General features: G+C 44.4%; 10 protein-coding genes. 4 read left to right on the forward strand and 6 right to left on the reverse strand.

Annotated elements, in window-relative coordinates:
* Window positions 1–99: 99 nt before the first annotated feature.
* Window positions 100–1,107: an oxygen-dependent coproporphyrinogen oxidase gene (hemF, locus tag U1P77_RS12810; RefSeq protein WP_321155343.1), complete on the reverse strand. Its 1,008-nt coding sequence runs from the start codon at window positions 1,105–1,107 to the stop codon at window positions 100–102.
* A 70-nt stretch (window positions 1,108–1,177) separates the two neighbouring features.
* The gene (ribA, locus tag U1P77_RS12815) at window positions 1,178–1,852 is read right to left on the reverse strand and encodes a GTP cyclohydrolase II (RefSeq protein WP_321155344.1); all 675 of its coding nucleotides are present in this window, start codon (window positions 1,850–1,852) and stop codon (window positions 1,178–1,180) included.
* Window positions 1,853–2,425: 573 nt separating this feature from the next.
* On the opposite strand from ribA, the gene U1P77_RS12820 reads away from it, so the two are divergent.
* Both U1P77_RS12820 and U1P77_RS12825 read left to right on the forward strand, forming a co-directional pair.
* Window positions 2,426–4,558, forward strand: a complete 2,133-nt coding sequence (locus tag U1P77_RS12820; protein WP_321155345.1) for a 1-deoxy-D-xylulose-5-phosphate synthase — start codon at window positions 2,426–2,428, stop codon at window positions 4,556–4,558.
* Between the two features lie 409 nt (window positions 4,559–4,967).
* A complete protein-coding gene (locus tag U1P77_RS12825; RefSeq protein WP_321155346.1) occupies window positions 4,968–5,795 on the forward strand; it encodes an inositol monophosphatase family protein in 828 nt (275 codons plus the stop codon).
* Between the two features lie 129 nt (window positions 5,796–5,924).
* Here U1P77_RS12825 and U1P77_RS12830 read toward each other — a convergent pair whose 3' ends face one another.
* Together U1P77_RS12830 and U1P77_RS12835 are read right to left on the reverse strand one after the other, a co-directional pair.
* Window positions 5,925–7,319 carry a WS/DGAT/MGAT family O-acyltransferase gene (locus U1P77_RS12830; protein WP_321155347.1) on the reverse strand — a complete coding sequence of 465 codons (1,395 nt, stop codon included), beginning with the start codon at window positions 7,317–7,319 and terminating at the stop codon, window positions 5,925–5,927.
* A gap of 167 nt (window positions 7,320–7,486) precedes the next feature.
* Complete coding sequence (locus tag U1P77_RS12835; RefSeq protein ID WP_321156704.1) at window positions 7,487–8,311, reverse strand: thiazole synthase; 825 nt, start codon at window positions 8,309–8,311, stop codon at window positions 7,487–7,489.
* A 302-nt stretch (window positions 8,312–8,613) separates the two neighbouring features.
* Between U1P77_RS12835 and gspE the strand changes: the two genes are divergently transcribed.
* Entirely contained in the window at window positions 8,614–10,155 is a 1,542-nt protein-coding gene (gene gspE, locus U1P77_RS12840) for a type II secretion system ATPase GspE (RefSeq protein WP_321155348.1), read from the forward strand.
* Between the two features lie 215 nt (window positions 10,156–10,370).
* On the opposite strand, the gene U1P77_RS12845 is transcribed toward gspE, so the two are convergent.
* Together U1P77_RS12845 and U1P77_RS12850 are read right to left on the reverse strand one after the other, a co-directional pair.
* Complete coding sequence (locus U1P77_RS12845) at window positions 10,371–10,859, reverse strand: RidA family protein (protein WP_321155349.1); 489 nt, start codon at window positions 10,857–10,859, stop codon at window positions 10,371–10,373.
* 87 nt (window positions 10,860–10,946) lie between these two features.
* A complete protein-coding gene (locus U1P77_RS12850; protein WP_321155350.1) occupies window positions 10,947–11,627 on the reverse strand; it encodes a DUF4442 domain-containing protein in 681 nt (226 codons plus the stop codon).
* Window positions 11,628–11,834: 207 nt separating this feature from the next.
* Here U1P77_RS12850 and U1P77_RS12855 point away from each other — a divergent pair, with 207 nt between their 5' ends.
* Window positions 11,835–13,271, forward strand: coding sequence for an McrB family protein (locus tag U1P77_RS12855; RefSeq protein ID WP_321155351.1), 1,437 nt, complete (start codon window positions 11,835–11,837; stop codon window positions 13,269–13,271).
* Window positions 13,272–13,295 lie beyond the last annotated feature (24 nt).

Genomic DNA, 13,295 nt, shown 5'->3' on the forward strand with positions numbered 1-13,295 from the left:
TGAAAAACTATAAATATAAATGAAGTCTATAGTTGTGAAAATAAGTAGTCTAGTAAAACATTTGTTTGTCTACTTAGTCTTCCATTATGCCAATAAGGACTATAAAGTCAACCAATCACGCGGTTTTAAATAGTAATCGGTCAATTCAAACTCTGGAGTCCCAGGTTCAGGCTCAAAGCGGTAGTGCCAGCTGGCAAGTGGCGGCATACTTACTAAGATAGATTCAATACGGCCATTACTTTGTAGCCCAAATAGCGTTCCGCGGTCATAGACTAGGTTGTATTCAACATAACGACCGCGGCGGTAGAGTTGAAACTCACGTTGTTCGTCAGTATAGGGAGTCTCTTTACGCTGCTCAAAAATGGGGGTAATACCGTCCAAATAACCATTACCGACCGCTTTCATAAACTCAAAACAGGTGTCAAAGTCCCAGCCACGGCCTTCAGTATTGACATCATCATAAAATAACCCACCGATTCCGCGCTGTTCATCACGGTGGCGCAGATGAAAATACTCATCACACCACTGCTTAAAGTCGGGGTAGACGCTATCACCAAAGGGTGCACAGAGGTCGTGACAGACTTGATGCCAGTGTACACAATCTGCTAATACCGGATAAAACGGCGTTAGATCAAAGCCGCCACCGAACCACCAAATAGGATCTTCGCCTACAGCTTCGGCGACAAATAAGCGTACGTTTGCGTGACTGGTCGGGACGTTAGGGTTTTTGGGATGGACAACCAGTGAGACCCCCATAGCTTGCGCTTTGCGTCCTGCAATATCAGGATGGCGCGCGGTCGCTGATGCCGGTAAATTATGGACGTGAATATGGCTGAACATAACGCCAGCTTTTTCGATAACATCACCATCTGCCAAAATACATGAGCGACCACCGCCGCCTTCGGGACGTTCCCAGTCATCAGGGGTAAAAGTTGCACTGCCTCCACCATCAGCTTCTTGCGCTTCCAATGCTCGACAGATACGCGCTTGTAAATCCACTAAAAACTCACGCACACGCAAGATATCATTCGGAGAAGGAGTAACCGTATCCGTTATGCTGTCACAGGTATTGTTCGTCGTCTTGCTATTTATGCTAGGAATGCTCATAGAAATATCTATAATAATGATTTATGTGAATAAAGGCGCTGTTTATCAATGAAGCTGTTTATTAATGAAGCTATTTATTAAGATGGGCTTCGGTATAAAACTCTTTATCGAACAGATGGCCCATGCGGTCACGCTTGGTTGCTAGATAATTGGCATTGATATCATTAACCCCAACGACCAGCGGCACACGTTCAGTCACCTTAATACCATGCTCGTTTAAATAAGCGATTTTATCCGGATTGTTGGTAATAAGGCGCACCTCATTAACGCCAACATGCGCTAGCATCGGCCCGCACATCTCATAGGTACGCGCATCAGCTGGCAAGCCTAACATCAGATTGGCATCTAAGGTATCATGACCTTGATCTTGGAGGGCATAGGCGCGAATCTTATTGGTCAGTCCAATACCACGTCCTTCTTGGCGCAGATATAAAATAGCACCGCAGCCAGCCTCTTGTATTGCCTGCATGGCCGTATTGAGCTGCGCGCCACAATCACATTTTAACGAACTAAAAGCATCTCCCGTTAAGCACTCAGAGTGAATACGTACCAGCGGAGTAGGACGTTCTGCCAGCTTATGATCACTGCTATTAGTGGCTATAGTGGTAGATGCGTCATGATCTACTACCGGTAAACCGACCGTGAGCAACACATGCTCTTGACCGTCTTCATTTTCGAAGATATGTATATCAAACTCGCCGTGACGAGTAGGCAATTTGGCACTGGTGATAAATTGATGTGACATTGATGTCCTGCATAGGCCGATCATCGTGGCGGTAGAGGGGGTTGGCATAGCCATGGTATAATAGCTATGTGGTAATAACCATAGCGTTATAGCTGCGTTGTTATTAGTATAACCTGTTCGTGAGGATAGCACGCTTATCGAATTTGCGAGAAAAACACACAAATTTCACATACCACACACGATGATTAAAGCGATAATTAAAAAAAAATGCTATTATGCCATACTATTTTAACGGATACAGTGACAAGTTTTTGCCCTTACATTACTGTGTCGTCACTAACCTATGATATTGATGCAAAATAACTAGGCATAATAATAGCTAAGCACAATATTAATGATTAGCGGCGCTATAGGAAGCATATTATGATTTATTATTCATTATGACGGCGTATTCAACGTTGTTCATGGTTATATAGAGGGTTATTTAGGTAATATTTATATAAATTGTTATCTAAATAATCATACAAATAGTGATGCAAATCTTATCAATGTAGCCTTATCAATAAGATAACGGCATATAATGATATGTTAAGGTAGCATCTTGTCAGCAGATTGGTAGGTATCGTACGGTTTATGCAGCAGTCACCTCTTTTTCCACAGTCTTGGTCATTACCTACGTCGTCATCTACGCCATCAGCTTCTGATTCTGCTGCACAGCTATCAAGTTTGCAACAGACCTACGCGGTGATTCCACGCGTGCGCCCTCATACACCGCTGCTTGACGATATTGACGCGCCCCTTGACATTAAGACCTTCACAACCGCTCAGCTAATAACCTTGGCTGATGAGCTGCGGCTATTTCTATTGTATTCAGCGGGACAAAGTGGGGGACACTTTGGGGCAAATTTAGGGGTGGTTGAGCTGACTATTGCGCTCCATTATCTGTTGGATACTCCGCAAGATCAGATTGTTTGGGATGTGGGTCACCAAGCTTATGCCCATAAGGTGTTGACGGGTCGCCGTGATCAGCTGAGAACTATCCGCGCTAAAGGGGGCTTGACGGCTTTTCCTGAGCGCATAGAGTCTGTCTATGACACTTTTGGTGTCGGACATTCATCGACCTCAATTTCAGCGGGTCTTGGCATGAGTTTGGCATTGCGTTACCAAGGTCGTGCGCAGACCGTTGCTTGTGTGATTGGCGATGGCGCTATGACGGCTGGTATGGCTTTTGAAGCCATGAATGATGCCGTACAGCAAGACGCTGACTTGTTAGTGATTTTAAATGACAATGATATGTCGATATCGTGCTCCATTGGTGGGTTCTCACGGCATTTAGCGATGCTGTGGGAATCAGGCTATCAGGTCGATATCTCAGAGTCAGGCGTGCCAGTATTACGCCAACGTCCGATTATGCAGGGCTTTGATAGACGTAAGCGTCATAAAGAGCAGCGTGATGTTCCGCAGTTAGAAGACAATTTATTTAAAGCGATTGGCTTCACTTATTTTGGTCCATTTGATGGTCATAACATCCCTGAGCTGCTACGCGTCTTATCCTTGGCCAAGCAGATACCAGGCCCGGTGTTAGTACATATCTATACCACTAAAGGTAAAGGATTTTCCCCAGCTGAAGTAGATCCGGTTGGCTATCACGCCATCGGTAAATTACCTGCTGAAGACAGTGCTACTCGAAATATTGACGACCGTGATTCTGAAAAGAATAATCCTTCTAATAGTGATGAGTTAGAAAGTAACAAGTTAGAAAGCAATAGCGAGCCAGTAACCACGCCGGCCTTAAAATATTCGCAAGTGTTTGGACAGTTCTTATGTGATAAAGCGGCTCAGGACGATAAGCTGCTAGCGATTACTCCCGCGATGGAAGAAGGCTCGGGGATGATTGAGTTTGCCCGCCAGTTTCCAAAGCGCTTTTTTGATGTGGCTATTGCTGAACAACATGCCGTAACGTTGGCTGGTGGTATGGCAACTCAAGGCGTCAAGCCAATCGTAGCGATCTACTCGACATTTTTACAGCGTGGTTATGATCAGCTTATTCATGATATTGCCCTACAAAATCTGGATGTGACGTTTGCCATTGATCGGGCGGGCTTAGTCGGTGAAGATGGAGCGACTCATGCTGGCGTGTTTGATTTTGCGTTTTTGCGTTGTGTGCCCAATGTGTTAATTGCTGCGCCCAAAGATGAAAACGAATGCTATCAGCTGCTCAATACCTGTTATGAATACCAAGGGTGCACGGCGGTACGCTATCCACGCGGTACGGGTACCGGCGCGACTATTAAGCGTCCTGCACAAGCTTATAAAATTGGCCAAGCGGTGGTAGAGTCCGTATTAGGTTCTGAGAATGCGACTGTTAAACTAGCGCTATTAGCGTTTGGTACGATGGTTTCAACGGCCGGGCGAGCAGCTGAATTATTGATGACTGATGATAGCGCTGAGACAGGCTGTCAGGTGCAAGTCGTTAATATGCGTTGGGTAAAGCCTTTAGATACGGAACTATTAGAAACATTACTTACGCAAGGTGTGACCCATATCGCGACTTTAGAGGAGCATATGGTTATGGGCGGTGCGGGTAGTGCGGTAAACGAGTATTTGCTCAATGACTCCTCTGCCTTCAAGAGGAGCCGTCCGGCCATCTGTAATATTGGTATTCCTGATCGTTTCGTTGCGCATGGCTCACAAGTAGAACAATTGGCCGATTGCGGTCTGGACGTGAGCGGTGTGGTTACGCAACTGCATCGGTTATTGTCTTAAAGCTGTTTTAAGTAAGTACACAAGTAAGTACAGAAAATTTTTAAAAGTTCTCAAACAATAGAATTAAGCCAGCTTTAAGTTAGTTTTAATATGATTTTAAGAAAAATTTAATCGAAGTAACGCCTGCTTGCCGTAGGTGCTGATTGTTTTACAACTTGCGCAGTTTGTGACGACGACCAATGATGATGGTTGGTTTGGCGAGCATGACGGTTTTTTTCATTGTTATTGAGTATTTTTAGTATAATGCGGTTAGTATTTTTTAAGATCGCATAGATGTGGTGTGATACAGCGGCTATTGGCATGTTGTGGAAACAAGGTTAGCATTATTTATTGATTAGCATTATTCATTCGTTTTATTCATTCGTTTTATTCATTCGTTTTATTCATTCATTAAGTAGATAGGTTATTTATGGAACCCATGGTCGTCATCGCAGCGCGTACTGCAGAAAAAGTTGGTAAAGAGATTTTATATGCACATGAAAACCGCCACAAAATTGAGCTAGATATCGAGTCAAAAGGGCTTGATGGGCTGGTCACGCGTATCGATCGCTTTAGCGAAGAGTTGACCATTGAGACCCTAAAAGCCAGCTATCCCAATCATTCATTCTTGGGTGAAGAATTTGGTATGCAAGAAGGTCGCGGCGAAGAGGCTGACTGGTGCTGGATTATTGATCCGCTAGATGGCACCAAAAACTTCGTTCACGGTGTCCCGCAGTTCTGTGTATCTATTGCGGTACAGCATAAAGGCGTCACTCAACACGGCGTGGTCTATGATCCTGTTCGTGACGAGATGTTCTCTGCCAGCCGCGGTAAAGGGGCGCGCTTGAACAATCGCCGTATGCAAGTGAGCGAACGCAAAACGATTGATGGTGGTCTATTCACGACCGGTCATCCGCTTGAACGCATGCGCAATGGTGAAGTTATCTCTTATGCTAAAGAGCATTTTGAAAGTTTACTAAAGGTAAGTGAAGCCGGTGGTCAAATTCGCCGTTTAGGCTCTGCTGCGCTTGATTTATGCTACGTTGCTGCGGGTCGTTTCGATGGTTACTTTGAGATGTCTATTAAGCCGTGGGATATCGCTGCTGGTGAGTTGATTGTTACCGAAGCGCGCGGTGTGGTGGTTGATCATAAAGGTACCCATGACTCGATGACGTCCGGTTCTATTTTTGCCTGTAATGTAAAATTATTAAAACCACTAATGCAAATTGTCGTACCGACATGGGGTGATGCGGTTTAAGCATCAACTTCATAAAAGCACGGTTGTTAAAACCTGGTTATTAAAAAAAGCTGATTCCATTATGGGATCAGCTTTTTTATTGAGCTTTTATTAAGGCTACTGGTAACCGTTAAGCGGTCGCAACTGAACTTATTCACGCAAGCCTAAGCGCTTCTGTTCGCTGATATTTTCCAGTATGCTCAACTCTTCATCAATTAATGTCAGCATGTCTTGCACATGGGGGAGCAGCTTACTACAAGCAGTGATACAAAATTCAACCTTATCTAAATAGCTGGCAAGCGTGATGTTCATGCCCTGTCCATTGAATATAATGGACGCTGGATATAAGGCTTTGAGCGGTGCCCCATTCCAATACAACGGCTTTTTGGCACCGGGTACGTTAGAGATAATCAAGTTAAAGGCCTGTTTTTTAGGAAATAAACCAGTCAATAAGTTCAAACCTTCCCACGCATAGGCGACAGCGCTGTAGTTAATAACCTGTGCTTGATTCATCCGGCCAAAGCGGCGTTTACCACTATTCATACTATGGTGAATCAGTTGTAGCCTACGCATTGGATCGTGTGAATGGGTGCCTAAATTGGCCAATAAAAATGAGATTTGGTTGCCTGTGGCGCTGTCATCGCTACGCAATGAGATTGGCACAAACGCAATCAGTGGCTTACTTGGTAAAGCGTCCATTTCCATTAAATAACGACGAATAGCGCCTGAACAGACCGCAAGAATCACATCATTGATGCTGACATTAAGCCTATCTGCAACATCACGAAAGCGCTGCATGTCATAAGATTGCGCGGCTATCCGCCGTGAAGCTGAGATGCGCTGATTAAAAATAGTCATCGGTGCATCAAAAGTACCGACATAATCATCATCGCTGCGATTCTTAATATTGTCTAATAGCTCGGTTACGACTGGTTTAATAGTCGCCATCTGCTCTTTTATGATGCGCCTCACCGAGCGACCAGCGGGTAGCAAGGCATCGACTTGGTTACGATGGCGTGCCATTAGAGACCATACGGGCAACGTCATCGGCTCAATTGGCGACTGTGATAGAGATTTTTGGACAAGGCGCATGGCAGCAATACCGTCGACCAAAGAGTGATGAATTTTAAAATATAACGCAAAACGTTCAGGACTGTTTTCAGTTTCTGGAAGAATGCCTTCAATGACTTGACATTCCCATAATGGCATGGCCCGATCTAGCAGGAGGCTGTGTTCTTTTGAAATATACATGAGCAGCTCGCGGACGCGTGCTGGCTTAGGTAGGGCGACATGACGAAAATGATGCTCAACATCAAAGTCCTCATCCTGTTTCCAAAATAGTAAATGCTCAAGTACTTGATTAAAGGGAAAGCTGGGCGGCACCGTAGATGTTTGCATTTGTTGAACCAACTGATAGACAAAATCGCTATTCGCGCCTTGTGCCTCTTTTGGTAGCTCAAATAAAAATAAACCACCAACGTGCATGGGCTGCTTACGCGACTCAAGAAGTAAAAATAATTGATCGACTGCCGTCAACAATCGCATGGCGTGTCCTTTAAGGTCAGTGGGCTGCGTGCTATAAGTCGCCATAATGACGGCGCATCAATATAAACAGCGGTTTAGGTTAGATTCGTTTTATTATTTCACTATTAGCTTTTGATTGTTAGCTTTTTGCTAAAAATATCAGTGTAGAAACTTATCTAAAATTCGTTTTACTGAAAAAAGTATCCAGTTTGCGGTGAGCTAGCCTGCGCTATCTGACGCATCGGCATACGTCCGGCTAAGAAGGCTTCACGTCCGGCCCAAATCGCGTGTTTCATCGCCTGCGCCATCAGTACTGGATTTTGAGCATTGGCAATCGCTGAGTTCATTAGCACACCATCACAACCAAGCTCCATAGCAATCGAGGCATCTGATGCGGTACCGACACCGGCATCGACCAGCACGGGTACTTTAGCGTTTTCGACAATCAAACTTAACGTATGGCGATTCAGCAAACCAAGACCAGAACCAATCAAGCTACCTAGCGGCATAATCGCCACGCAGCCCATACTCTCTAATTCTTGCGCGACAATAGGGTCGTCTGAGGTATAAACCATCACTTCAAAGCCATCATCAACCAGCACTTTTGCCGCTTTGAGGGTTTCTATGATATTGGGATAAAGGCTTTTTTCATCGCCTAATACTTCAAGCTTGACCAAATTATGCCCGCCAAGTAGCTCACGAGCAAGCTTACAAGTACGCACTGCGCTTTCAGCATCGTAGCAGCCAGCAGTATTGGGCAAAATCGTATATTTATCCGGCGAAATCACATCAAGTAAATTAGGCTCATCCTTATTCTGACCAATATTAGTACGACGAATGGCAACGGTCACGATTTCAGCTGCTGATGCCGCGATAGCTGTGCCAGTTTCGGTCATGTCTTTATATTTGCCCGTACCTACGAGCAGTCGCGACGAAAACGTACGACTACCAACGGTAAAAGTATCTTGGGCAAGAGAGGTTTGGTCGGTAGCAGTGGTGGTAGCTTGGTTCATGGCTTGTGACATATACGGAATCCTAATAACTAATAGTTATAAAATCAGTTATAAAATATAAAAAAATGAATAAAATATCAAATTAAAAGTTAATGTAAGATACCAACGATATCATGCAAATGACAATTCTATTTAACAAATAAATAAGCGTTGTGAATGCCTTGCTAATCGAACAAAACAAAATGTTATTATAACAAACTCATGCATGCTTACTTTAATATTTACCCCGCTCAACCATTTAAGCACGCAACGCTTTTTATGTCTTTAATTCTTTAGTTATCTTTATTTATCAGGTCGTCTTTATGATGCAATTGCCGTACAGTTTTGCGAAACGCCATCAGCTTTTGGCTATTCTTGCGATTGATCCTGAGCTGCCACCGACATTGGTACTCACTACCGTCACGCCATTATCTGCTATCAATGAAGCGGTGCGGTTTTTACAGCAACAAGGCGTGCGCGGCGTGCCAACCTATGACAGTGTTAGTGTGGACGATTTTGAAAAACGTATGAATGCTGCCTATGCGGGTAACACTGGCGAGTCTCAGCATATTGCCGCTGGCCTTGAAGACCATCCTGATCTTGATAGTTTAGCGGATAGCGTTCCTGAGACTGAAGATTTGATGGATCAGCAGGATGACGCGCCCATTATTCGCCTGATCAATGCGCTATTGTCCGAAGCCATTCGTCTTAATGCTTCAGATATTCATATTGAGACTTTTGAGAAGCGGCTGGTAGTGCGTTTCCGAGTTGATGGCGAACTTAAAGAAATCATCACCCCTAAACGTCAGTTGGCGCCGCTACTGGTTTCGCGTATCAAGGTTATGGCCAAGCTCGATATCGCTGAGAAGCGGGTACCGCAAGATGGTCGTATCAGCTTACGGCTGGCAGGGCGCGAAGTCGATGTGCGGGTGTCAACCTTGCCGTCGAGCTTTGGTGAGCGAGTGGTAATGCGTTTATTAGACAAACAAGCCGGTCATCTTAATATGACTTATTTGGGATTGTCCGATAACGACTATAGTGAGCTTAAGCGCTTAATTCATCGTCCGCATGGCATCATTTTAGTCACTGGTCCTACGGGCTCAGGGAAAACCACCACTTTATATGCTGCCTTGACTGATCTGAATGACCAAACGCGCAATATATTGACCGCTGAAGATCCGATTGAGTTTCAGCTCGACGGTATTGGCCAGACGCAAGTCAATAATAAGGTCGATATGACCTTTGCTAAGAGTCTGCGGGCGATGTTACGGCAAGATCCTGACGTGGTGATGGTTGGTGAAATTCGTGATATTGAGACCGCTGAGATTGCGGTGCAAGCGTCGCTAACAGGACATTTGGTATTATCAACCTTGCATACTAATAGTGCAATTGGTGCCGTGACTCGCCTACAAGATATGGGCGTCGAGCCGTTCTTATTGTCGTCGTCACTGATTGGGGTAATCGCGCAGCGGCTAGTTCGCACACTCTGTACACATTGTCATACTTGGCAATCCGCCGATCCTGAACAGGCAAAGTTATTTACTGAAATTGGTATTGATATAGAATCTACGCATTCAGTAGAGACAGTCATTAATTTACCCAGGCCGGTCGGCTGCGATAAGTGTAATCAGTCTGGCTTTAAGGGCAGGACAGCCATATATGAAGTGGTTCCCGTTGATGATGCTCTGCGGCGTATGATTCATAGTAATACTGCAGAATATGAGCTGGAAACCTATGCTCGGCAACAGACACCCTCGATTCGTGCCGATGGTCTACGTAAAGTTATAGCGGGACGGACGACGTTAGAGGAAGTGTTACGGGTAACTAAAGAAAGCGCCCTGACGGATGACGCTTTGATTGACTAGAAAGGGTTGATAAAGTGATTGACTAGAAAGGGTCGATAAAATGATTGGCTATATTATAAATACAATATACAAACTCGCGTAACTGGTAAAATTTTTCTTGCTTGCTGTGCGGCTGTGCCACTCCAGAGGCTGCAAAAATTTCTCCCAGTCACGCTGTATCCATTTCCAAGTAGATTAACTATATTATGCTTTTGCATAAAGGTTAGAGTGGTTAATTATTTCGCCGCCATACATTCAATCTCAACGCTAGCACCGGCCGCTAATTCTGTTACCCCAAAGGCTGAGCGGACAGGGTAGGGCTTAGCGAGTTCGCTTTGATAGACTTTATTAAAGTCACTAAAGTCGTCCATATTGGTGAGCATGGCGCTACATTTGATGATGTTTGACTTTTGATAACCATATTGTAATAAGACCGCCTGAATATTATCCAATGTTTGCTTGGTTTCGGCTTTAATACCGCCTTTAACTAATTTGCCGTCTTTAAAGCCAATTTGGCCAGACATATATAAAGTATCACCCACCCGAACGGCTGATGAAAACGGATATTCACCGCCATCACCAAGAAATATCGGTGAAGATTTACTAATAGTTGTGTTTGTCGCAACCGGAGCCGCTGTAGCGCTTATAGCAAGCCCCAATGAGCAAACACCCATGAGTAAAGCTTTTGATAAATTTATGGTCAGTTTATTGGTAACATTAGACATTGCTGTCTCCTTATTATTGATGTGTTTTATATAGTGTTTGAGATTGCGCTTTATTAATTCTTATCAACCGTTGATGTTCAACACGCCCTAATTACTTTGCTCAGTTTCAGTTTCAGTTTCAGTTTTTTTACGACTTTTACCTTGACGACGTGCTTCTAATTCAGATTTGGGTATCCAAGCCCAGGTCATTTCAACGACAATAGGATCACGCTCACTATCAGACTCGCGGTCATTGATGACGCATGGGATGACCATCTCACCTTTGGGCGTATTCAAAATATTTAAGCGCTGCTCATCCGATAAAGTAGCAACCGCGGCCACTTGACCTTTTTTAAGCGGTCGATAAAAATTGACTGAGTAGGATTTAATCAGCAGTACACGATCGGCAGGTAAGTTTAATCCTAAGATAAATCCAGTGGCGGTCTCAGCAAGCAAAGTCACCGCCACCGCATGAATAGAGCCGATATGGTTCTGTACACTTTTGCTATTATTTAAGCTAACCACCACTTGATTGGGATCGACTGTTTCATAACAAATACCGGTGGTGCCTACATACGGCACGACTTTGCCAAAAGCTTTGGATAAAATCGTTGAACGTGCACTGGCAGGTAAATATTTAGTAATAGACAACAGTTTGGTAAATTGGTTGCTAATAGGCTTAAGAGTAATGCTGCTTGGTTTCTCCGTTTGCGGACTGAGGGCGTCAGAGATTTTGGCTGGCAATTTCGTAGACAGTTTAGTAGGTAGTTTTTTTAATAATCCTGACATATAAAATTCCTCAATTTAGGGTAGTGGGATAATGGTACATTAACCTGCACATACCTGCCATTATTAGCATAAACTGCCACGCTCATAAAAGACTCATAAAGTATGAGTAAGGTAACGAAAACTCGACTTCACTGTTTGTTAGCGCGCAGTCCGCTCATTTATTTTACTGCTTTATTCTTACCTGTTTTCTAGACGCTGAGTTCAACTATGCATGATATGTCCACTACTGAGCCTACCAATATTATTTATACTGGCGTCGCTGGTACCGGTAAAACCTACCACTTGCTACAAATTGCTAAGCAATACACAGACCATCTGCCTAGAGCAGACGATGACCAGTTGCTCATACAGTTGCTACACGGCTTAAGCTGGCGTGAAGTGACTTGCTTGATATTTTTAGATTTCCAAGCCCAACGGCAAGATTTGTTGAAAGTTCCTGAAATTGTTGCGCATGAGTTTTATATTGCCAAAGCGTCACACAATGAACGCGATAAAAACTTAAGCAGCACTGCATGGTCAGTGTTACAAATGCACAGCCCGGCAGCGTCTCAAACGGTCAGTTGTGAACACCGGGCTAGCCAAGCTTACTTCGATAAAGATAAGAGCGGAGCGTGGTATTTATTGCCTGAGAGCATAGAATTGTTAGCAGAACTATCGCAGCAGCTAACAGAGTTTAAGCAGGCGCAACTTGATAATACCACGCAGCAGCAGGGTTTTAACAAGCAGCGCTTTAGCATGGTTAGCTTTCACCAAGCCTATGGTTATGAAGAGTTTGTAGAAGGTATTCGACCGGTTATGGGCAGCAATAAACACGCACAAATGAGCTACGATATCCAAGATGGCGCGTTTCTGACGCTATGCCGTCGTGCGGCGGCTGATCCTGAGCAGCGCTATGCCATGCTAATCGATGAAATCAACCGGGCCAACGTTTCACGGGTATTCGGTGAGCTGCTCAGTTTGATTGAGCCCGACAAGCGCGCTGGGCTACCAAATGCTATGCAAGTCAATCTAGCCTATTCTGGTCGCACGTTTAGCGTCCCTGCCAATATTGACATCTACGCCACCATGAATACTCAAGATCATTCACTAGCGCCGCTTGATATGGCATTGCGTCGACGTTTTCGCTTTATTGGTTGCCCACCGCAGCCGGAGCTATTACCAGTTATCAATGCTGCCAAAAACTCAGAAGAGCATAAGCCATTAGAAACGATAGATTTGGCACAGCTGTTAAAAGGTCTCAATTCTCGTATCCTGCAAACCTTAGGGCAAGAAGCGCAATTGGGTCACGCGTTTTTGTTCTCAGTACAGAATTTAACCCAGCTACAAACAGCGTTGATTGAACAAATTATTCCCCAATTAGCGCAAGCGGCTGGCGGGCAAGTTGCTGTCTTGCAATATCTGTTTAAAGACGAGCAGCAACCCTATAGCGCGCAGTTTATTCATGATAGCCAAGCCATGATAAATAATACTCTAAACAAGGCTCTAAATGACCAGCCCAATATTATGGCTCAAGATCAAATATTTGCCGATCAAAACGCCTTTTTGGGGCAATCGATGAGCGCTGGCGGTTATCTGATTAATCCAGACCTTATCGCCAAGACAGGCGAGTTTGTGCTGCCATCTGTGTATCAGCGTTTATATTAATGCAAATGATGATGAGCAATCAAA

Origin of the sequence: Psychrobacter sp. LV10R520-6 (assembly GCF_900182925.1) — a bacterium.
Lineage (GTDB): Bacteria > Pseudomonadota > Gammaproteobacteria > Pseudomonadales > Moraxellaceae > Psychrobacter.

Bases quoted from the DNA above. Each gene is read 5' to 3' on its own strand.
- U1P77_RS12850 (WP_321155350.1), bottom strand. From the start codon at position 11,627: ATGTCAGGATTATTAAAAAAACTACCTACTAAACTGTCTACGAAATTG.
- U1P77_RS12835 (WP_321156704.1), bottom strand. From the start codon at position 8,311: ATGAACCAAGCTACCACCACTGCTACCGACCAAACCTCTCTTGCCCAA.
- U1P77_RS12825 (WP_321155346.1), top strand. From the start codon at position 4,968: ATGGAACCCATGGTCGTCATCGCAGCGCGTACTGCAGAAAAAGTTGGT.
- gspE (WP_321155348.1), top strand. From the start codon at position 8,614: ATGATGCAATTGCCGTACAGTTTTGCGAAACGCCATCAGCTTTTGGCT.
- U1P77_RS12820 (WP_321155345.1), top strand. From the start codon at position 2,426: ATGCAGCAGTCACCTCTTTTTCCACAGTCTTGGTCATTACCTACGTCG.
- ribA (WP_321155344.1), bottom strand. From the start codon at position 1,852: ATGTCACATCAATTTATCACCAGTGCCAAATTGCCTACTCGTCACGGC.
- hemF (WP_321155343.1), bottom strand. From the start codon at position 1,107: ATGAGCATTCCTAGCATAAATAGCAAGACGACGAACAATACCTGTGAC.
- U1P77_RS12830 (WP_321155347.1), bottom strand. From the start codon at position 7,319: ATGCGATTGTTGACGGCAGTCGATCAATTATTTTTACTTCTTGAGTCG.
- U1P77_RS12845 (WP_321155349.1), bottom strand. From the start codon at position 10,859: ATGTCTAATGTTACCAATAAACTGACCATAAATTTATCAAAAGCTTTA.
- U1P77_RS12855 (WP_321155351.1), top strand. From the start codon at position 11,835: ATGCATGATATGTCCACTACTGAGCCTACCAATATTATTTATACTGGC.